The 21,011-nt window shown below is 63.1% G+C and carries 18 protein-coding genes; 13 read left to right on the top strand and 5 right to left on the bottom strand.

From position 1 onward, the window contains the following. The first annotated feature begins 72 nt into the window (after nucleotides 1-72). From AC1DZE_RS01085 to AC1DZE_RS01120, 8 genes are all read left to right on the top strand, one after another. Nucleotides 73-849, top strand: coding sequence for a YdcF family protein (locus tag AC1DZE_RS01085; protein ID WP_477699686.1), 777 nt, complete (start codon nucleotides 73-75; stop codon nucleotides 847-849). 173 nt (nucleotides 850-1,022) lie between these two features. Further along, nucleotides 1,023-1,724 carry a TetR/AcrR family transcriptional regulator gene (locus AC1DZE_RS01090; RefSeq protein WP_477668052.1) on the top strand — a complete coding sequence of 234 codons (702 nt, stop codon included), beginning with the start codon at nucleotides 1,023-1,025 and terminating at the stop codon, nucleotides 1,722-1,724. Next, entirely contained in the window at nucleotides 1,721-2,914 is a 1,194-nt protein-coding gene (locus tag AC1DZE_RS01095) for an efflux RND transporter periplasmic adaptor subunit (RefSeq protein WP_477668053.1), read from the top strand. Before AC1DZE_RS01090 ends, AC1DZE_RS01095 begins: the two co-directional genes overlap by 4 nt. Before the next feature lie 12 nt (nucleotides 2,915-2,926). Beyond that, complete coding sequence (locus AC1DZE_RS01100) at nucleotides 2,927-6,157, top strand: efflux RND transporter permease subunit (RefSeq protein ID WP_477699687.1); 3,231 nt, start codon at nucleotides 2,927-2,929, stop codon at nucleotides 6,155-6,157. A gap of 62 nt (nucleotides 6,158-6,219) precedes the next feature. Beyond that, the gene (locus AC1DZE_RS01105; protein WP_477668055.1) at nucleotides 6,220-6,903 is read left to right on the top strand and encodes a protein-L-isoaspartate O-methyltransferase family protein; all 684 of its coding nucleotides are present in this window, start codon (nucleotides 6,220-6,222) and stop codon (nucleotides 6,901-6,903) included. A 63-nt stretch (nucleotides 6,904-6,966) separates the two neighbouring features. Next, on the top strand, nucleotides 6,967-7,329 hold the full coding sequence (locus tag AC1DZE_RS01110; RefSeq protein ID WP_477668056.1) for a rhodanese-like domain-containing protein: 363 nt from the start codon (nucleotides 6,967-6,969) through the stop codon (nucleotides 7,327-7,329). Nucleotides 7,330-7,385: 56 nt separating this feature from the next. Further along, nucleotides 7,386-8,747, top strand: coding sequence for a TolC family outer membrane protein (locus AC1DZE_RS01115; protein ID WP_477668057.1), 1,362 nt, complete (start codon nucleotides 7,386-7,388; stop codon nucleotides 8,745-8,747). A 56-nt stretch (nucleotides 8,748-8,803) separates the two neighbouring features. Next, nucleotides 8,804-9,820 carry a cupin-like domain-containing protein gene (locus AC1DZE_RS01120; RefSeq protein WP_477699688.1) on the top strand — a complete coding sequence of 339 codons (1,017 nt, stop codon included), beginning with the start codon at nucleotides 8,804-8,806 and terminating at the stop codon, nucleotides 9,818-9,820. Nucleotides 9,821-10,058: 238 nt separating this feature from the next. Here AC1DZE_RS01120 and AC1DZE_RS01125 read toward each other — a convergent pair whose 3' ends face one another. From AC1DZE_RS01125 to AC1DZE_RS01135, 3 genes are all read right to left on the bottom strand, one after another. After that, entirely contained in the window at nucleotides 10,059-11,435 is a 1,377-nt protein-coding gene (locus AC1DZE_RS01125; RefSeq protein ID WP_477673632.1) for a 3-deoxy-D-manno-octulosonic acid transferase, read from the bottom strand. Next, complete coding sequence (gene waaC, locus AC1DZE_RS01130) at nucleotides 11,432-12,490, bottom strand: lipopolysaccharide heptosyltransferase I (RefSeq protein ID WP_477673631.1); 1,059 nt, start codon at nucleotides 12,488-12,490, stop codon at nucleotides 11,432-11,434. The genes AC1DZE_RS01125 and waaC overlap by 4 nt, the downstream gene beginning before the upstream one ends. Nucleotides 12,491-12,814: 324 nt before the next feature. Beyond that, nucleotides 12,815-14,200 (bottom strand): phosphomannomutase/phosphoglucomutase, encoded by a 1,386-nt coding sequence (locus AC1DZE_RS01135; RefSeq protein WP_477672846.1) that lies wholly within the window; start codon nucleotides 14,198-14,200, stop codon nucleotides 12,815-12,817. Between the two features lie 243 nt (nucleotides 14,201-14,443). Between AC1DZE_RS01135 and AC1DZE_RS01140 the strand changes: the two genes are divergently transcribed. The 5 genes from AC1DZE_RS01140 to AC1DZE_RS01160 all read left to right on the top strand — a co-directional run bounded on the left by AC1DZE_RS01140 (nucleotide 14,444) and on the right by AC1DZE_RS01160 (nucleotide 19,091). Further along, nucleotides 14,444-15,952 (top strand): DNA-3-methyladenine glycosylase 2 family protein, encoded by a 1,509-nt coding sequence (locus tag AC1DZE_RS01140; RefSeq protein ID WP_477668062.1) that lies wholly within the window; start codon nucleotides 14,444-14,446, stop codon nucleotides 15,950-15,952. A gap of 215 nt (nucleotides 15,953-16,167) precedes the next feature. Then, entirely contained in the window at nucleotides 16,168-16,689 is a 522-nt protein-coding gene (locus AC1DZE_RS01145) for a methylated-DNA--[protein]-cysteine S-methyltransferase (RefSeq protein ID WP_477668063.1), read from the top strand. After that, a complete protein-coding gene (locus AC1DZE_RS01150; protein WP_477672845.1) occupies nucleotides 16,686-17,636 on the top strand; it encodes a DMT family transporter in 951 nt (316 codons plus the stop codon). The genes AC1DZE_RS01145 and AC1DZE_RS01150 overlap by 4 nt, the downstream gene beginning before the upstream one ends. Then, nucleotides 17,633-17,797, top strand: a complete 165-nt coding sequence (locus AC1DZE_RS01155) for a hypothetical protein (protein ID WP_477668065.1) — start codon at nucleotides 17,633-17,635, stop codon at nucleotides 17,795-17,797. The genes AC1DZE_RS01150 and AC1DZE_RS01155 overlap by 4 nt, the downstream gene beginning before the upstream one ends. A 607-nt stretch (nucleotides 17,798-18,404) precedes the next feature. Beyond that, a complete protein-coding gene (locus tag AC1DZE_RS01160) occupies nucleotides 18,405-19,091 on the top strand; it encodes a hypothetical protein (protein WP_477672844.1) in 687 nt (228 codons plus the stop codon). Between the two features lie 32 nt (nucleotides 19,092-19,123). Here AC1DZE_RS01160 and AC1DZE_RS01165 read toward each other — a convergent pair whose 3' ends face one another. Both AC1DZE_RS01165 and AC1DZE_RS01170 read right to left on the bottom strand, forming a co-directional pair. Continuing rightward, a complete protein-coding gene (locus AC1DZE_RS01165) occupies nucleotides 19,124-19,783 on the bottom strand; it encodes a DUF1345 domain-containing protein (RefSeq protein ID WP_477672843.1) in 660 nt (219 codons plus the stop codon). A 32-nt stretch (nucleotides 19,784-19,815) separates the two neighbouring features. Next, nucleotides 19,816-20,970, bottom strand: coding sequence for an aromatic ring-hydroxylating oxygenase subunit alpha (locus tag AC1DZE_RS01170; protein ID WP_477699689.1), 1,155 nt, complete (start codon nucleotides 20,968-20,970; stop codon nucleotides 19,816-19,818). Nucleotides 20,971-21,011: the final 41 nt, after the last annotated feature.

Genomic DNA, 21,011 nt, shown 5'->3' on the forward strand with positions numbered 1-21,011 from the left:
GGCCTTTCAGGGCTCCGGACCAATCAGGACGAGCGCGAGCAGCTATATTTTTCATAGCAATCAATACAACGCATGGAATTCGGCGCGCTCAAGCCTTTGCTAACCAGCCTGGCGCTCCCGCCGGCCTTGCTGCTGTTGCTGGCCCTGCTGGGCCTCGTGCTGGCCTGGCGAAATAAAAAGGCCGGGCTGGCGCTGGCAACCTGTTCAGTACTGCTGCTGGCGCTGCTCAGCTGCCACGGCACGGCCGTATGGCTGGCGCGCACCGTGCTGCCGCAGTTTGCCGCCATGCCGGTGGCCAGCCTCAAGGCCCAAAAGGTGCAGGCCATCGTGGTGCTGGGCGGCGGCGTGCTGCCTGAAGCAGCTGAATACGGCAGCAGCCAGCCGGGCGCGCACACGGCGGCGCGGTTGCGCTACGGTGTTTGGCTGGCCCGGCAGTCGGGCTTGCCGCTGGCCTTTACCGGCGGCATGGGCTGGGCGGCCAGCAGCGCACAGACCGATTCCGAAGCCGTGGTGGCCGCACGCACGGTGCAGCAGGACTATGGCATGACACTGCGCTGGAACGAAGCCCAGTCGCGCGATACATGGGGCAATGCCCGCCTGCTGGCGCCTGTGCTGCGGCAAAGCGGTGTGCAGCGCATCGCGCTGGTCACCGACGCCTGGCACATGCCGCGCGCTGTCCGGGCTTTTGAGCGTGCCGGCCTGACGGTGACGCCCGCCCCCATGGGCCAGGTGCAGCCGGCGCAGCACGACCTGATGGAATGGGTGCCTTCCGCCTCTGGCCTGGTGGTTTCACAGCAGGTACTGCGTGAGTGGCTGGCGCTGATGGTTGGCCGGTTCACACCCGTTTAGACAGCCGGCCTCTCGCGGGGCCCTTTCGCCTGGGCCCGCGGCAGACCCGGCTGCTTTACCGCGGGTTTACCTTTCAGGGCACTACCGGCTCCCCCGCCTCGGTGTAGCCTAGGCGGTTTTGGTTGACGGTCGGAAAGTAAGCAGATATATTACTAACCAGTCAGTCAGTAACTATGTCACTTTCCAAATTATTTTGCGACAAAACCTCCGCGGTCGCCGCCAAACGCGAGCGCCGCAAGGAAGCACGCCCCGGCGAACTGCTGGACGCGGCGCTAGACCTGTTCGTGGAAAAAGGCTTTGCCGCCACCCGCGCCGAAGAAGTGGCGGCGCGCGCCGGGGTCTCGAAAGGCACACTGTTCCTTTACTTCCAGAGCAAGGAAGAACTGTTCAAGGCCGTGGTGCGCGAAAACATTTCGGGCCGCTTCACGGAATGGCGCACCGAGCTGGACACCTTTGAAGGCACCACCCCTGAATTGCTGGCTTACTGCATGAACAGCTGGTGGGAGCGCGTGGGCCTGACGCGCGCGTCGGGCCTGACCAAGCTGATGATGAGCGAGGCCAAGAACTTCCCCGACATCGCGGCCTTCTACCAGCAGGAAGTCATCATGCCGGGCCACGGGCTGATCCGCAGCATCCTGCAGCGCGGCATGGACCGCGGCGAGTTCCGCCCCATGGACCTGGACTATGCGGTCTACCTGGTGGTCGCTCCCATGATTTTCCTGATCCTGTCCAGGCACACCGCCGGCATCTGCATCAGCAGCGACGCGGACCTGGATGCCCAAAAATACATCGCCTTCCAGGTGGAAACCATCCTGAACGGCATCTCCGCGCCAGCCGGCGTCGCCGCACAGGCCAACAGGAAAGCCGCAACATGAAACGATGGGTCAAGTGGGCGGTCGCCGGGCTTATCGTGCTGCTCATCGCGGGCGGCGTACTGCGTGCACTGTCCGCACGCAAGGCCCAGCAACAGGCGCTTGCCGCAAGCACCGCTGTCAAGGACATGGGGCAGGTCGAGCTGGCCGCCACCGATGTGGTCAAGGCCCAGACACGCGACGTGGTTCAGGGACTGCCGGTGTCGGGCTCGCTCAAGGCCGTCAACTCCGCCGTCATCAAGGCGCGCGTGGCCGGCGAGCTGCAGGGTCTCACGGTTCGCGAAGGCGACGTGGTCAAGGCCGGCCAGGTGATTGCGCGCATCGACGCCACCGAATACCAGTCACGCGTGCGCCAGGCCCGCGAGCAGGCCGAGTCGGCCAAGGCACAGGTCGACGTGGTGCAGCGCCAGTACGACAACAACAAAGCGCTGGTTGACCAGGGCTTCATCTCGAAGACCGCGCTCGACACCTCCCTGGCCAATCTCAATGCCGCGCAGTCCACCTACAAGGCAGCCCTGGCCGCCACCGAGGTCGCGGCCAAATCGGTGGACGACACGATCCTGAAAGCCCCCATCTCCGGCCAGGTGTCGCAGCGCCTGGCGCAACCCGGTGAACGCGTGGGCATCGACACCAAAATCGTCGAGGTGGTGGACCTGAGCCGGCTCGAGCTGGAAGCCACCTTGAGCGCCACCGACTCCATGGACGTGCGCGTGGGCCAGACCGCGCAGCTGCAGATCGAAGGCAGCCGCCAGCCCGTCACGGCCAAAGTGGTGCGCATCAATCCCACAGCGCAGGCCGGCAGCCGCAGTGTGATGGCTTACCTCAGCATCGACAACCCGGGCGCAGCAGGCGACGCCGGCGCGCCGCCCTTGCGCCAGGGGCTGTTTGCGCAGGGCACGCTGGGCACGGCCAGCGCTTCGCTGCTGTCGGTGCCGGTCAGCGCCGTGCGCACCGACAAACCCACACCTTATGTGCAGGCGGTTGAAAACGACCTGGTGGTACACAAGAGCGTCGAGCTGGGTGCGCGCGGCACCGCCGGCAAAGACAGCGTGGTAGCCGTCAAGGGCCTGGCCGACGGCGCGGTGGTGATACGCGGCGAGATCGGCCCATTGCGTGAGGGCACCAAAGTGCGCTTCACACAGCTTCCGGCTGCGGCGCAAGCGGCCAGTGCACCCGCCAAGCCGGCGCCCTGAGGACTCACGCGCATGTGGTTCACGCAGGTCAGCCTCAGGAATCCCGTGTTCGCCACCATGGTCATGCTGGCCATCGTGGTGCTGGGACTGTTCTCCTACCAGCGCATGCAGGTCGACCAGTTCCCGAACATCGACTTTCCGGTGGTCGTCATTACCGCCGAATACCCGGGCGCTTCGCCCGAAATCGTTGAAAGCGAAGTCACCAAAAAAATTGAAGAAGGCGTCAACTCGATCGCCGGCATCAACGCGCTGACCTCGCGCAGCTACGAAGGCCAGTCGGTCGTCATCATGGAGTTCCAGCTCTACGTCGACGGGCGCCGCGCTGCCGAGGACGTGCGCGAAAAGATCGCCGCCATCCGGCCCACCCTCCGAGATGAAGTGAAAGAGCCGCGCGTGCTGCGCTTCGACCCGGCAAGCCGGGCGATCTGGTCCGTTGCAGTGTTGCCCAATGCCCAAAGCGGCAATGCCATGTCGGCCGTGGAGCTCACCAACTGGGCCGACCAGGTCTTGAAAAAGCGCCTGGAGAACGTACGCGGTGCGGGCTCCGTCACGCTCGTGGGCGGCACCAAGCGCGAAATCAATGTCTACCTGAATCCGCAGGCCATGGAGTCGCTGGGCATCACGGCCGACCAGGTGGTCAATGCCGTGCGCAACGAGAACCAGGATTTGCCGGTGGGTGCCATCCGCTCGCTGCAGCAGGAGCGCGTCGTCAAGATCGATGCGCGCATGAAGCGCCCCGAAGATTTCGGAAAAATCATTGTGGCGCGCAAGGGCGCTGCGCCGGTCACGGTGGACCAGGTGGCACGCGTTGCCGACGGCGCACAGGAAATCGACAGCCTGGCGCTGTACAACGGCCAGCGCACACTGCTGCTGTCGGTGCAAAAAGCGCAGGACGAAAACACTATTGCCGTGGTCGATGGCTTGAACCAGGCCATCAAGGACATCCAGCCGCAATTGCCGCCCGGTGCGCGACTGGAGCTCATCACCGATGGCTCGCGGCCGATTCGTGTGGCCGTTGAAAACGTGCGCCGCACGCTGATTGAAGGCGCACTGCTGACGGTGCTGATTGTTTTCCTGTTCCTGAATTCGTGGCGCTCCACGGTGATCACCGGGCTCACGCTGCCGATCTCCATCATCGGCACCTTCCTGTTCATGAACCTGTTCGGCTTCACCATCAACATGATCACGCTGATGGCGCTGTCGCTGTGCGTGGGCCTGTTGATTGACGACGCCATCGTGGTGCGCGAGAACATCGTGCGCCATGTGCAGATGGGCAAGGGACCCTACCAGGCCTCGCTGGACGGCACGCAGGAGATCGGCCTGGCCGTGCTGGCCACCACGTTTTCCATCGTGGCGGTGTTCCTGCCGATCGGCTTCATGGGCGGCATCATCGGCAAGTTCTTCCACGAGTTCGGCGTGACCATCGTGGCGGCGGTGCTGATCTCGATGTTCGTGAGCTTCACGCTGGACCCGATGCTCTCCAGCATCTGGCACGACCCTTCGATAGAAGCGCACGGAAAACGCCATGCGCCCGTCACTTTCTACGACAAGACCATAGGCCGCGTCACCGGCTGGTTTGACCACGCCACCGACTCGCTGAGCAACAGCTACCAGGGCATCCTGCGCTGGTCGCTGGGCCACAAGCTGGCCACCCTGGCCCTGGCCGTGATGATTTTTGTCACCAGCATTTTCATGGTGCCGCTGCTGGGCACCGAGTTTGTGCCCAAGGCCGACTTCTCGGAAACCTCACTCAACTTCTACACGCCGGTAGGCTCCTCGCTGGAAACCACCGAAGCCAAGGCGCAGCAGGTGGAAGCCATCATCCGCGAATTCCCCGAGGTGAAATACACGCTGGCCACCCTGAATACAGGCAATGCCCAAGGCAAGATGTACGCCAGCATTTATGTGCGCCTGGTGGACCGCAAGGCACGCACCCGCAGCGTCGACCAAATGTCGGGCGTGCTGCGCGAGCGCCTCAAGCAGGTGCCCGGCATCACCGTGACGCACGTCGGGCTGCTCGACGCGGTGGGCGGCAACAAGCAGGTGGAGTTTTCCCTGCAGGGAACGGATTTGAAAGAGCTGGAGCGCCTCACGCGCGCCATCAACGACAAGATCCGCGGCATCCCCGGCCTGGTAGACCTGGACTCCAGCGTCAAGGCCGACAAGCCGGTGATTGAAATTGATGTGCGGCGCGACGCAGCCTCCGACCTGGGCCTGTCGGTGTCGCAGATCGCTGCCTCATTGCGCACATTGGTGGCCGGGCAGACGGTGGGCAACTGGCGCGCGCCCGACGACCAAACCTACGACGTGAACGTGCGTCTGGCACCCGATGCGCGCAATGCGCCGCAGGACCTGGAGCGTCTGCCCTTCATGAGCACCCCTGGCAGCAGCGCCGACGGCGCCGCGCATATAGTCCGGCTCAACCAGGTAGCCACCGTGAAGGAATCCACCGGGCCCAACCAGATCAACCGGCGCGACATGGCGCGCGAAGTCGCCATCAACGCCAACGTCTACAACCGCTCGGCCGGCGAGGTGTCGAACGACATCAAGGCAGCGCTGGAGAACTTCAGCTTTCCGACCGGTTACCGCTACCAGTTCAGCGGCTCCACCAAGAACATGGCTGAATCCTTTGGCTACGCCGTGTCGGCACTGGTGATGGCCATTTTGTTCATCTACATGATCCTGGCCAGCCAGTTCAAGAGCTTTTTGCAGCCGATGGCGCTGATGACCTCGTTGCCGCTGACGCTGATCGGTGTGGTGCTGGCCCTGCTGCTGTTTCGCTCCACGCTCTCTATGTTTTCCATCATCGGCGTGGTGATGCTGATGGGGCTGGTCACCAAGAACGCCATCTTGCTGGTGGACTTTGCCATTCGCATGCGTGCCGACCAGGTGGACGTGGATGGCCACCGCGTTCCGGGCATGAACCGCAGCGATGCGCTGCTGCATGCCGCCAAGGTGCGGCTGCGCCCCATCCTGATGACCACGCTGGCGATGATTTTCGGCATGGTGCCGCTGGCTTTTGCCCTGACCGAGGGCTCGGAACAGCGCGCGCCCATGGGCCAGGCCGTGATCGGCGGTGTCATTACCTCTTCGCTGCTGACCTTGGTGGTGGTGCCGGTGACGTATTGCTACCTGGACGACCTGGGCCAGTGGTTCAAGCGCAAATTCGGCCCCAGAACACCGCCGCAAGACCCCGCAGACATGCCTGCCGCAACGCCGGCCACCGTCATGGGCGACCGCTAAAATCAAAGGTTTATCTCGTGTACAGCTCACCCTCCCCCATTTCGCCAACCTACAGGTCCGCCATGAACTACGAACAAGCCCGATTCAACATGATTGAGCAGCAAATCCGCCCCTGGGAAGTGCTGGACAACCAGGTCCTTTCCCTGCTGGCCGTGGTCAAGCGCGAAGACTTTGTGCCGGCCGCCCAGAAGGCACTGGCCTTTGTCGACATGGAAATCCCGCTGGGCACCGGGCCCGGCCAGTGCATGCTGGCGCCCAAGGTGGAGGCCCGCATCCTGCAGGAACTGGCCGTGCAAAAGCATGAAAAGGTGCTGGAAATCGGCGCTGGCTCCGGCTACATGGCCGCACTGCTGGCGCACCGTGCGCAGCAAGTGATCACGCTGGAGATCGACCCCAAGCTCGCACAGACCGCACGCGACAACCTGCAAAGGGCAGGCCTTTACAACGCCGAAGTGCGCACCGGCGACGGCGCCGCAAAAATCGCCCAGGCCGTTTCCAGCAACGACCCGCTTCGTGGACCGTTTGACGTGATCGTGCTCAGTGGCTCGGTCGCCGAAGTGCCGGCTTCGCTGCTGTCCCTGCTCAAGGTGGGTGGCCGCCTGAGCGCCATCGTGGGTTTTGAGCCGGTGATGCGCGCGACCCTGGTCACACGCGTAGCCGAAGACGCCTGGCGTACCACCCAGGCCTGGGACACCGTGGCGCCGCGCCTGCTGAATTTCCCTGAGCCCTCGAAATTCAGCTTCTGAGCCTGGCCGCCGTACACAACTTCACCAACGCCAAGCACGCATTCCAACGCAGGACAGCCGACCATGATTCCCCAACTGAGCCCCGTCAACTTCGCCGAGTGGCGCAACAACGCCGGGGAAGGCGCGCCCGCCCTGCCTGTGGTGCTGGACGTGCGCGAGCCCTGGGAACTGCAGACGGCCTCGGTCAAGGAGGACGGCTTCAGGCTGGTGCACATCCCGATGCGGGAAATACCCACGCGCCTGGCTGAGCTGCAGGAAATCGGAGCCGGCACCGGCCAGCCGATCGCCTGCCTCTGCCACCACGGCATGCGCAGCCTGCAGGTGGCCAACTATCTGACACAAAGCGGCTTCACCGAGGTCGTCAACCTGCAGGGCGGCATTGACGCGTGGTCGCAGCAGGTGGACCCGTCGGTCCCTGTGTACTGACCTTTGCCGCCGCTGCGCACCGTACTCACTCCATCCACCCATTCCTCAGGACCTTTATGACCACGCCCAAGAAACCGCCGGCGCTACGCCTGTCGATGTTGCCCCTGTCGATTGCCGTCACCGCAGCGCTGATGATGGCGGCGCCGGCCGCGCAGGCCCAGAGCCTGGTGGAACTGTATGAGTCGGCCCGCGCCTTCGACGCTGCCTACCAGTCGGCCAAGCTGCAGTACGACGCCAACCTCGCCAGGGCCGACCAGGCCAAGGCCGGCATCTTGCCGACGGCAGGCATTTCGGCGGGTGTGTCGCGCACCGGCTTTGAAAACACCGCACCGGTGATAGACCGCAGCTTCAACACACAAAACGCCACGCTCAACCTTTCGCAGCCGCTGTACCGACCGGCCAACTGGGCCACCTACCAGCAGGCCTCCAGGCAGGTCGAGCAGTCCCAGGCGCAACTCGAAACCGCCAACCAGGACCTGATCGTGCGCACCAGCCAGGCGTACTTTGACGTGCTGGCCGCACAGGACACGCTGACGTTTGTCCGGGCGCAAAAAGCCGCAGTGGCCGAGCAGCTGGCGTCGGCCAAGCGCAACTTTGAAGTGGGTACATCCACCATCACCGACACCCGCGAAGCGCAGGCGCGCTACGACCTGGTCATCGCCCAGGAAATCGCCGCCGAAAACGATTTGCGCGTCAAAAAAATCGCGCTGGACACGCTGGTCGGGAAAACCGAAACGCAACCCAAACCCCTGCTGGCGCCCGTCAATTTGCCGGCCGTGGTACCTGCCGATGTGAACATCTGGGTGCAGCAATCAGAAGCAGTGCACCCGAATATCCGTCTGGCGCAAAGCGGGCTGGAGATCGCCGACCTGGAAGTCAAAAAAGCCGAAGCCGGCCACAAGCCGACGCTGGACGCGACGGCCAGCTACAACGTGACGCGCAACCCGTCGGGCACGGCCACCACCATCCCGCCGTTTGCCTTTCGCACCAACACAACCACCATCGGTGTGGTGCTGAACGTGCCGCTGTTCGCCGGTTTTGCGACGCAAAACCGCGTGCGCGAAACCCTCTCGCTGAAAGACAAGGCGCAAAGCGACCTTGAAGGTGCGCGCCGCACCGTGGCCCAGGCCACGCGCACGGCCTATTTCGGCGTGCTGTCGGGCCAGGGCCAGGTCAAGGCGCTGGAAGCCGCCGAGCTGTCAAGCCAGAGCGCACTGGATGCCAACAAGCTGGGTTACCAGGTCGGCGTCCGCATCAACATCGATGTCCTCAACTCGCAGAGCCAGCTGTTCCAGACCAAACGCGACCTGGCCAAGGCGCGCTACGACGTGCTGTTGGGCGACCTGAAACTGCGCCAGGCCAATGGCACGCTGACACCGGAAGACCTGCAAAAAATCAACGCACTGCTGGCCAGGTAAATCGCGGTACGCTTCACAACACTCCAACAAAGGCCCGGCCCGGGGCCAGAATTTCCATGTTGATGCCCGCACACAATCCCCTGCCCTTGCCGATAGAGGCTGAACGCGTGACCGATGCGCCGGTACACATCCCCAAAGGCCCCAGCTTCGAGCTGATCGAGGAAACCACCTGGGAAGAACTCAAGCGCGCGGGACGCCAGCAACCGTTTGACAAACCCGTGCTGGTCAAGGGCGGCATCCATCACTGGCCGGCCTGGAAAAAATGGTCGTTTGAATTCCTCGCCGACGTCTGTGCCGGCAAGGGCGCCGAGGTGCCGGTCAAGTTTACCGATGGCCTGGTCGAACAGGGCGTGACCAAGGGCCGCCCCTTCCTTCCGGTTGCGCCCTACCTGCGGGAACTCGGCAAGGCGGCGCAACGCACGCCGGACCCCATGGCAGGTCTGCTGCCCAAGCCGGTGCGGGACAGCTACAAACCCGGCGAGCGCTTTCACCTGAACTGGGCCCACATGCAGTCGTTCAAGCCGACGACCTTGTACCTGGCGCAGTGGGACATCCTCGAAAAATACCCCGAGCTGCGGCGCGACCTGCTCATCAAGAGCCTGTGGCCCGGCCGCATGACCTGGGAATACGTGTTCATGGGCCCGGCCAATACCGTGACCGGCCTGCACAACGATTTCCCGCACAACTGGTTTGTGCAACTCCAGGGCGTCAAGGAGTTCATCCTTTTCTCACCCGACCAGCGCCAGCACATGTGCCCGGCCGCCAAATACGACTGGGGTGCCACGCTGAGTGACATCAACGTCTCGCGCCTGCCCGAGCAAGTCCGCGAACTCGCCTCCTTCGAAAAAGCCCATGGCTACCACGCCCGCGTTGAAGCCGGCGATGCCCTGTTCATCCCCAAGCGAACCTGGCATTCAGTGGTGTCAGTGGAGCCCTCCATCAGCCTGGGCATGTTTGGCCTGACGCCTTATGAAGTGGCGACCGGCGGCGCCTGGGCCACGCTGCGCGACTGGGCGCATCACCTGCGCCTTTATGCCTGGGGCAACTGCACTTGTCATCAGGTACTGAAGTAGCCCCCAAGCTCCCACTTCGTGTGGCTACCCCCCCCGACGGGCCGCTGCGCCTGCGGTCTGGCAAAGCCAGTCCCGCGGCCCCGGCCTGAAAGGGGAAATCCGTGCTCGCTAGATACTAGATGAGTGTCAGGATGACGTAGGTGCCGAAACCGAAGAGGCACGCGGCCATGAAGAGCAGCATCCAGAACCAGATCGGTACCCGTAGTTTGGTTTTGGATGGTTCGGTCATGGTGTGGCCTTACTTCGCTGGGGCTGCCAAAAAGCTCTCGAGCGCACTCACCGTCTTCACCGTGGCGCCCCGATTGCGGTCGGCGAAGGCCAACCCGGCCGCCACGGAGGCTGCGCGTGCTTCGGGTTTGTCCATCAGCTTTCGGGCGGCACGCACGCCCTGCTCCATGTCGACCACACGCCGGGCTGCACCGCCCTCGATGGCCAGCTCGGCGGCTTCGGTGAAGTTGAAGGTATGGGGGCCCATCACGACCGGGCAGCCACAGGCAGCCGCCTCGATCAGGTTTTGCCCGCCCAGCGGCGCGAAGCTGCCGCCCAGCAAGGCGACATCGCTCATCGCGTAATACAGCGCCATTTCACCCAGCGAGTCGCCCAGCCACACATCCGCATGCAGCGCATCGTCGTTCACGGCCGGACCGCCCGCCGTATCGGGCCAGTGCGAGCGGCGCGAGACGCGCAGGCCGTGCTGCTGCACCAGAGCCTCCACCTCATTGACGCGTTGCGGGTGGCGCGGCACCAGCAACACCCTGAACTGGCTTCCCGGCCCCTCCTTGTGTGCTTCTGCCTGCAATTCATTTGCTACAGAATTGATAGCTTGTTGCGCCCGTTCAGATTGGGCTGTGGCACTTAATTGCTTTAAAAATTCCTGCTCTTCGCCTTCACGTGAGCTGGCAAACATAAGCACCGGAAGTCCGAGCGTCCGGCGCCAGACCTTGCCTTTTTCCAGCTGGGCGTCGTCGGGCGAAGCGTCAAATTTGAGGTTGCCGAACACGCCGCTCACCGCAGCACCCGCCTGGCGAAAGCGCCGGGCGTCGTCATCGGTCTGGGCATACACCGCAGACAACGCCGCGTAAGCCGGAAACGACAGCGGCGACATTTTCAGCGCCTGCTGCAGGGATTTTTCGGACAGCCTGCCATTGACCAGCACCAGCGGCATGGCACGTGCCTGGGCTGCGGCCACCATGTTGGGCCAGATCTCGGTTTCCATCAGCAGGCCCAAGCGTGGCTTGAAGTGGCCAAAAAACCGCGCCACTGCGCCCGGGCTGTCCCAGGGCTGCCATACCTGCACGTCGCCGGGCTGCAGCAGGGCCACGCCCTCGGCACGTCCGGTGGCCGTGCCGTGCGTCAGCAAAATACGCAAGCCGGGGTGTTGCGCGCGCAGCGCCTTGAGCAGCATGGCCGCCGTGCGCGTTTCGCCGAGCGAAACGGCATGCAGCCAAACCAGCTCAGAGGCGGTTTCCACCGGCTGGGTGTAGTGGCCAAACCGTTCCTGCACCGCCTGAAGGTAGCCGGGCTCCTGCCTGCCGCGGCGCGCCAATTTGCGGCGCAGCAGCGGCTGACCCAGCCACATCAGAAGCGAATAAAGTTTCAGGGCCAGCGCACTCATTTCGCCCCGCCGGCACGGGTGGGGCTGCTCACCGCCCAGCAAGCCAGCCAGGCCTGCCAGACGGTTTCCACCGTGGGTGCCGGGCGCGCAAACACGCTGACCTGCCGCCCCCCGTGGCCAAGGGTGCCGGGGCCGGTGCGCCACGCCGTGTCGAAGTTGTAGATCTGCACATGCGGCAAATCCAGCGCCACGGCAATATGGCTGACACCGCTGTCGACACCAATGACACCGGCGCACTGCGCCAGCGCTTCAGTGAGCGCGTCGAGCGGCAGCAGCGGCAGCACCAGGGCGCTGTCCGCGGCGGTTTTGGTCAGCGCCTGCGCAATGGCCTGGCTGGTGGCCAGCTCGTGTGCGTTGCCGTGCGCCAGTGCCACCGGGTAGCCGGCCGCATGGAGGCGCCGCCCCAGCGTGATCCAGTGGTCCAGCGGCCACTCCTTGTCGGCGCGCGAGGTGCCGTGGACCAGTACCACCCGGCCTTTCGACGCTGCAGGTGCTATCTTTTCAGTAGCTGCTTGCGCCCGTCTCTCAAGGGCTGCAGGTATTTTTAATCCAAAATCCGGCGCTCCTTTCGGGGCGTAGCCCAGCGCACGCGCCGCCAGCTCCCGTGAGCGCTGCACCGCGTGAATATGCGGTGTGAGGGTGATGGCCACGTCAGCCACCCATCGCGTAGGTGCCTCATAGCCCGAGCCCTCGGTCTGGTTGGCCAGGGCATAGCGCTTGCCGCCGGGCGCCACCGTGGCAAGCCGCGCTACCAGCGCCGACTTGGTTAAGCCCTGCAAGTCAATGACGGTGTCATAGGCTTCACGTTGAAGGTCCCGCTGGAAGGCACGCCATTCGTTTCGCGTGGCCAGCGTCCAGAATGATTTGCGCCAGCGCCGGATCTCACAGGGAATCACGCGGTGCAAGCCCTTGTGGCGCGCCAGCAGCGGCGCAAATGATTTTTCCACCACCCAGTCAATGCGCGCGTCCGCAAGCGCGGCGTGGATGTCCTGCACCACCGGCAGGGTGTGCACCACGTCGCCCAGGGAGGACAGCTTGACCAGGAGAATTTTCATGAGGTATTTTAGGCCCCCACGGTCGTTCGCTTCGCGTAACTCCCTGCCCCCCGAGGGGGCCGCCCGCCTGTGGCCCGGCAAAGCCGAAAAACTGGCACACCCCTATCGGGCTCACTGCGTGTAGCCCTTTTCCCCTTGCAGGGGACGGTGCCTGCGGCCCGGCAAAGCCGGTTCCGCTGCACCCGCTGGCTTGAAGAGTTCAATGGGCGTAACTAACGGAGGTATTTCACCAGTGGGGGCCGAGGGTCCGGCTTTGCCGGCCCCAGGCGCCGCCCCCTCGAGGGGGGAACAGACTACACGCAGTGAGTCTGGAAGGGGGTGAGCTTAATGTGAGGCGGCAGCGAAGCTGGCGCCGGGCTTGACGCTACGCAGCAGGGTCAGCATGTCGGCCTCGATACGCTCCAGCGCCTGCTGGGTGTGGCCCTCAAAGCGCAGCACCAGCACCGGCGTGGTGTTGGAGGCGCGGATCAGGCCAAAGCCGTCTGGCCAATCCACGCGGACACCGTCAATCGTTGAAATCTTCGCGGGCGCCGCAAACTTCGCCGACTTGATCAAGGCCTCCACCACCGTGTGCGGCTCGCCTTCCTTGCAGGCCACGTTCAGTTCGGGCGTGCTGAAGCTGGTAGGCAGGGCATTGAGCACGATGCCGGCGTCGGGCACGCGGCTCAGGATTTCCAGCAAGCGCGCGCCGGCGTAAGTGCCGTCGTCAAAGCCGTACCAGCGCTCCTTGAAGAAGATATGGCCGCTCATTTCGCCGCCCAGCGGCGAATCGACTTCTTTCATCTTCGCCTTGATGAGTGAGTGGCCGGTCTTGTACATCAGCGGCACACCACCAGCGGCCTCGATCTCGGGCGCCAGGCGCTGCGAGCATTTCACGTCGAACAAGATGGTGCCGCCCGGCACGCGTGAGAGCACGTCGCGGGCAAACAGCATCATCTGCCGGTCGGGGTAAATGTTCTGGCCGTCTTTAGTGACGATGCCGAGGCGGTCGCCGTCGCCGTCAAAGGCCAGGCCCAGTTCGGCCTTGCCGCTTTGCAGGGCCTTGATCAAATCCTGCAGATTTTCGGGCTTGCTGGGGTCGGGGTGGTGGTTGGGGAAATTGCCGTCCACTTCACTGAAGAGTTCGGTCACCTCGCAGCCGAGCGCGCGAAAGATCGCAGGCGCCGAAGCGCCGGCTATGCCGTTGCCAGAGTCGATAACGATTTTGAGCGGACGCTCGAGCTTGATGCCGGACACGATGCGGTCGCGGTAGGCCGTTTCAACATCGACCTGGCGAATGGCGCCGGCCTGGGACGGCAACACCCATGTCTCGCCTTCCATCGCGCGGCGCAGCGCCTGGATTTCTTCGCCATAAATGGCGCGGCCTGCCAGCACCATCTTGAAGCCGTTGTAGTCCTTGGGGTTGTGACTGCCTGTGACCTGGATACCGGAAGCCGTGAGGGTGCTGGCCGCAAAGTACAGCATGGGGGTGGTCACCATGCCGACGTCGATCACTTCCATCCCCACCGCGGCCAGGCCGCGCATCAGCGCTGCACTGAGCGATGGCCCGCTGAGGCGCCCGTCACGGCCTACCGCCACGGATTTCTCACCTTCGGCCAGCGCCGCCATGCCAAAAGCCTTGCCCAGCGCCTCGGCCATTTCCTCATGGATGGTGGAGGGCACGACACCGCGGATGTCGTAGGCCTTGAAGATGGACGGGTTGATTTGCATCGGCGAGATCCTTCAATTTGATGGGTTTGATTGTAGGGGGCGGTCCTTTCGCGAACTGTAGGCCGCCACCGTTTCCAGGGGGCCCGTTCAGACTATGGAAAGCTTCGCCAAAGTGGTATCTAACCGGTCTCCAACGAGGCAAAAAACAGCTAGCCTGGACAGGAATTTTGAAGGCTTTTTCGACCAAAGGGACATGTCCGAAAACGGCTAGTCAACAGCCTGCTGCGGCGTATCATTTCCCTCATGAACCGCGAAACCACCCCTCTTGCCGACAACGACTGCTACCTTGCCCTGAAGGCGCGGGACGCCCGGTTTGACGGCAGCTTTTTCACCGGTGTGACCTCCACCGGCATCTATTGCCGCCCGGTCTGCAGCGTGAAAACCCCCAAGCGCGAAAACTGCCGCTTCTTTCACCACGCTGCCCAGGCCGAGAGCGCGGGCTTTCGTCCCTGCCTGCGCTGCCGGCCCGAGCTGGCGCCGCATTCAGTGGTGTGGTCAATACAGGATGCGTCCTACATCCTGGCGCACCAGGCGGCGCGCCTGCTGGATGAGCCCGAGGTGTGGACCGAGGAAGCACCTTCTGTAGAAAAGCTGGCCGCCAGGCTGGGCGTGAGCGATCGCCACGTGCGACGGATTTTCGAGGCACAGTTCGGCGTCTCGCCCATGCAATACCTGCAGACGCACAGGCTGCACACGGCCAAACAATTGCTGGCCGACACCAATCTGCCCATCACGCAGATTGCGCTGATCAGCGGTTTTGCCAGCGTGCGGCGCTTTAATGCTGCCTTTGTGGAGCACTACAAACTCAACCCCACGCAGCTTCGGCGCCAGGGCCCGGCCCGGGTCGGCGAGGTGGGCGAAGGCGTCATCGTGCGGCTGGGCTACCGCCCGCCCTATGACGTGCAGGCGATGCTGGCCTTCTTCAGCAAGCGCTGCATCAGTGCCATTGAATTCATTGACGCGGACGCTGCGCAGCCCGCTCTGGGCCGGACTTTCAGCATCGAGTCGGGCGGCAAGCTGCATGCCGGCTGGCTGCTCGCAAGCTTTGATGAAAGCCGTTCGCAGTTGGTGCTGCGCGTCAGCGATTCGCTGCGCGAAGTGTTGCCGCTGGTGATACGCCGCGTGCGCACCACCTTTGACCTGGACGCTGATCCGGCCACCATCAACAGCGTACTGCACGACAGTTTTCCCGAAGGCGACGGCCTGCGAGTGCCAGGCGCGCTGGATGGCTACGAGCTGGCGGTGCGCGCCGTGCTGGGCCAGCAGATCACCGTGGCCGCCGCGCGCACGCTGGCGCAGCGCATGGTGGACCGTTTTGGCGAACCCGTGGAAACACCGTGGCCACAGCTGACGCGCCTCTTTCCCGCCCCGGCCGTACTGGCCGCAGCCAGTGGCGATGCGCTCGGGCAACTGGGCATCGTCAGGCAGCGCCAGGCCGCCATCGTGGGAATCGCGCAGGCAGTGGCAGAAAAACGCCTTCAATTGCACAGTGGCGCCGACATCAACACGACGGTGGCTACGCTTAAAGGGTTGCCCGGCATCGGTGACTGGACGGCGCAATACATAGCCATGCGGACATTGCGCTGGCCCGATGCGTTTCCTTCAGGCGATGTGGCGCTACACAAGGCGCTGGGTGTGCAGGAAAAAAAGAACCCGGCACGGGAGGCCGAGTTGGCCTCGGATGCATGGAAACCCTGGCGCAGCTACGCGGTGATACGCGCCTGGAGCGGCACGCTCGAGCGCCCCGGCTGACGGCGCAATAGCGACAACATGCCGATTCATGCGTTCGGGGAATGAATGCAGCGCTTCGATTTCATTGGACGGTCCAGCGCCTTGGCGCGAACATCGCCGGTGAATGATCGAGCCAGTCTTTGCCCGTAAAAGAGACAAGTCAGCTTAAGCCGCCTATTCAGGCCCGAAAAAGACCTGATAAGGCAGAAACTCGAAACCATTCAAAGGTGAACAAGATGAAATTCGACAACTCCGTCGTCCAGACGACCTTCCACAGCCCCCTGGGGGAAATGATCATTGCCGCGACTGACAAAGGCCTGGCCGGCACCTGGTTTGCCGGCCAGCGTCACCTGCCGCCGCAACTCGTGAAACCTTATGTGTGGCGCGAAGACCCGGACCACCCGGTGCTCAGGCAGACCATCAAGCAACTCACGGAATACTATGCCGGCACACGCACCGAATTCGACCTGCCGCTGGACCTGGGTCACGGAACGGCCTTCCAGCAGTCGGTATGGCAGGCGCTGCTGGCCATTCCGCAGGGCGGCACCCTCAGCTACGGCCAGGTGAGCCAGCGTATCGGCAAGCCGCAAGCCGTGCGCGCCGTGGGCGCAGCAGTCGGGCGCAACCCGGTCAGCGTGATCGTGCCCTGCCACCGGGTGCTGGGCTCCGATGGCTCACTCACAGGCTACGCAGGCGGCCTGCACCGCAAAACCGCCTTGCTTAAACTCGAAGGCGCACTTCAGGAGAACACGCTGTGAGTTCCAGTCCCTCCGGTATCGCTGCGCCGGTGGGTGCGGCCCTCACCAGGCCCAAAAACTGGGCTGCCGATTTTGTGATGCTGGCCGCCATCTGGGGCTCGTCCTTCCTCTTCATGCGCATCAGCACGGTGGAGTTCGGTCCCCTGCCCACCGCCGCCGTGCGCGTGGGCATTGCGGCACTGTTCCTGTTGCCCATCGTGTGGCTGCGCGGCCTGTTGCCTCACCTGAAGAAAAACTGGAAGCGGATTTTTTTCATCGGCGTGCTCAATTCAGGCATTCCGTTTGCATGTTTTTCGTTTGCACTGCTGTCCATCACCACGGGCCTGTCGGCCATCCTCAACGCCACCGTCCCCATGTTCGGCGCACTGATCGCCTGGCTGTGGCTCAAGGACAAACCCAATGCCTCGCGCATCCTGGGCCTCTTCGTGGGTTTTGCCGGCGTCGCCATGCTGGCCTGGGACAAAGCCACCTTCAAGCCCGATGCCTCGGGTGTAGCACCGGGCTGGGCCGTGCTGGCCTGCCTGTTTGCCTGCCTCTGCTACGGCATATCCGCCAGTTACACCAAACGTTATCTGTCAGGCATGCCGCCGCTGGTCACTGCGGCGGGCAGCCAGATTGGCGCCACACTGGGCCTGGCCCTGCCGGCCGCCTGGCTGTGGCCGGCGCAGATGCCGGGCGCGCATGCCTGGCTGGCGCTGCTGGCCGTAGGTGTGGTCTGCACTGGGCTGGCCTATATTTTGTTTTTCCGCCTGATCGAAAACGCCGGCCCGCCGCGCGCGCTGTCGGTCACCTTCCTGGTGCCGGTGTTTGCCGTGATCTATGGCGTGATCTTCCTCGGTGAGCATGTGACGGCCTGGATGGTGATCTGCGCCGTGGTGATTGTGTGCGGCACGGCGCTGTCGACCGGCCTGCTCAAGCTGGGCCGCAAAGGCCCGACGCAAGGATGACTTCGGCCCGCAAGACCAAGCTCAAGCTGACCGCGCCCAAGCCTCGCAACCCTCTGGTGGCGCCGGCGTCGCAGCGCAAGGCCGGCTCGCACCGCAAATCCGAAGCGAGCCTGCGCAAGAAGGAAAAGATGGCGCTCAAAAAACAGCTGTTTCAGCTGTAAATATGCGCGTCTCCCGGGTTCGGTGAGAATCGTGGCTCCAACCATCCGATTCAAACAACCAGATCGACTCGCATGCAGCAGTTCGACGTTCATGGCCAGTCGACCTGGCGCCGCACCACTTGATCGACTTCAACAACGTGAATCCAGCGAAACTGATGCCCAATCCCTGTTTCGAGCGAACGCCCAGCCGACAGCTTCGTTGTCCGTCGACGACACGCCCATGCTAAACGTCAGGCCGCACAATCTGCCACCCACCTCATGTCAAGTTCCCACCCTGAAGAGTCGCAGCAACCAAAGCGCGCTACCTGGCGCGGCCTCCTGATAGGCGCTTTTTTGCTCACGATCACCTGGCTCGGCGCTGTAATGCTGGAACCGGATCTTGTGGATGCCTCAGTCCAATCCGCAGATCCTTCCGTCATACGTGTCAACACGCCTATGTATTCTTCGGACAGTTTCCGGCAACCTCGGCCGCCTGGCGCATTGCCTTATGGTCGTTGGGGCTGCCGGTTTCTTTTCTTTTCGGGGCATGGCTAGGCGCGCGGTGGCAAAGTGCGGCCTAAACCTTACCCAATCCGTACCTGACTCGAACTCCAGGCCTATACAAAATATGAACTATCAATACCTGCTCATTGCGATATCCACGGCATCACTGATGGCATGTGCAATTCCACCGACAACAACGGCTCAACAGAAGGCAGTGATAGCAGGACCCAATGATGCCAATGCGAAAAGCTTCCTCCTTACACAGGTGGTCACGCAAGTTCCACTTGGCAGCCGGGTTCTGAATATCCAGTACGGCTGGAGCTGCTTCACTGGCAACTCGGTCGACTGGCGCGGCGGAAGAATCAACCTGACAGATGACGAATTCAAGGATGCCTTTCGCAAAGAGTTCACTCAGTCCAACTACAAGGTTGCGGGCGACCCAAAAGCCCTGTTTGTTGACAAGACCGTTGCGAATGCGGAGTTGCTTGTCGCTGGAGCCATTGAAAAATACGAGTCCAATCTCTGCTTTCCTTTCTCCGGCAGCCCAAATGCAGATATCGGCATTACCGGCAAGCTAAAGGGTTCCACTTACCTGCAGGTTCGCTGGCAAGTCTTTAGCACAGCCTCCGGAAAAGTTGTTTTTGAAACCACGACAGATGGGTCTTTCAACGCTCCGGAAATTACTTCCGGCAGCGTGCCTGAGTTCCTTAAAAAGGCATTTGAGGCAAATGTCAGAAATCTGCTGGCGGAGCAGCGCCTGTATGAACTTGCAAAACCGGGCAAAGATGCCGCAAATGCCAGCCCCATATGATCCATTAGGGACCTCGCGACGTCTGGCTGGCCCTACTGCAACGCGCCCGCCACCACATTGATGCTGAGCGCCAGGATCAGCATATTGAAGCCGAACGACAGCACGCTGTGCACCAGCGTGAGACGGCGCATCTCGCGCGAGGTGACCTGCACGTCGGAGACCTGCGAGGTCATGCCGACCACGTGGGCGTAGTACAAAAAATCGAAATAGTCCGGATCCAGCCCTCCGGGAAAACACAGGCCAGGCCCATCGGGCTCTCCGAGTTTTTCCTCGTGGTAATAGCGGTGCGCGTAGCGAAACGCATAAATGGTCTGCATGAACAGCCAGGAGGCGGCCAGTGCCGCGACTGACAACACGATGCGCAGCGTGCGCTCCATCCCTGACAGATTTTTGGACTGCTGCATCATGACCGTGATGGCCGCGACGCAGGCCATGGTAGCCAGCAGCATCAGCAAAAACAGCACCACGCTGGGCTCATCTTGTGCCTGCGCGCGCTCGCGCGTGCGTTTGGCGTCGAAACGCACGCACAGCCACCAGGCCAGCCACAGGTAAACGCCGACGCCGGCACACCAGCCCAGCAGGCCGCAAAACTGCCAGCCCAGGGGAAGCGGCAGCGCCGCCACGATCAGCCCGGTCACCAAGCCCAGGGTGAGCCGCTGCGGGCCGGTGGTTTCGGAGAAATGTTTGCGCATGGCTGCATTGTGAGGCTAGCGGCATCCCGACTTCAAGGGGGAGACGAGGCACCCATGGTTCGCCGGTACCACTCATGGAAATGCTGCATGCCGTCTTCCAGCGGCGACTGGTAAGGCCCGGTGTCCGAGACGCCGCGCGCCAGCAGCGCGCGCCGGCCCGCATCCATGCGCTCGCCGATCTCGTCGTCCTCCCTGGCGGTTTCCATGTAGGCGGCGCGGTGCGCTTCAATGAATTCCCGCTCGAAGGCCGCGATCTCCTCGGGGTAGTAGAACTCCACCACATTGACCGTGTCCTGCGGCCCCTTGGGGTAGAGCGTGGACAGTACCAGCACATGCGGGTACAGCTCGATCATGTGGGTAGGAAAGTAGGTGACCCATATCGCGCCAAAATCCGGTGGTGTTCCGGTGCGATAGTTCAGGAGGCGGTCGTGCCAGGTGCGGTAGATGTCCGAGCCCGGCGCGTTCAGCGATTCGTGCACGCCGACGCGCTGCATGCTGTACCAGTCGGCAAAATCCCAGCTCAGGTTGTCGCAACTCACGAAGCTGCCCAGGCCCGGGTGGAACGGAGCAACATGGTAGTCCTCCAGGTAGACCTCGATGAAAGTCTTCCAGTTGTAGTTGCACTGGTGAATTTCCACGTGGTCGAGTACGTAATCCGAAAAATCGAACTCGGGCCGCTCGAACAGCGGCGCCATATCCTGAGCCGGGTCGCGCGGGCCTTCGAACAGCTGGCCGTGACAGTTGCGCAAGGAAAAGCGCTGCAGGTTCTTGCAGGGTTTTTGCTCGAACTGCGGCGCGCCCAGCAACTCGCCGCTGCTGTTGTACGTCCAGCGGTGCAAGGGGCAGACGATGTTGCCGCCGGCAGCCGCCAGATTACCTTTCGGGTTGGCTGGCCCGGTCACATTGCCGGTTTCGCCGCCCAGGATCAGGGCTTGCCGGTGCCGGCAGACGTTGGACAACAGCTCCACGCCCTGCGGGTTGCGCACCAGCACGCGGCCGCCGCCTTCCTGCGCGAGCCGGTGCCAGTCGCCGACCTGCGGCACGGCTTTTTCATGGCCGAGGTAGCGGGCGGACTTGTTGAAGATCAATGCCTGTTCGCGCGCGAACAGGGCCTCGTCAAAGTACGCGCCTACGGGCAATTGCGGGTCCGCCGGCAGGACATGCACCAGGCGTGCGATATCGTTCATGGAACTCTCCAGGGCGTGGCGAAACACACCGGCCTTGAGAA

Source organism: Polaromonas sp. P1_F1 (assembly GCF_056405795.1).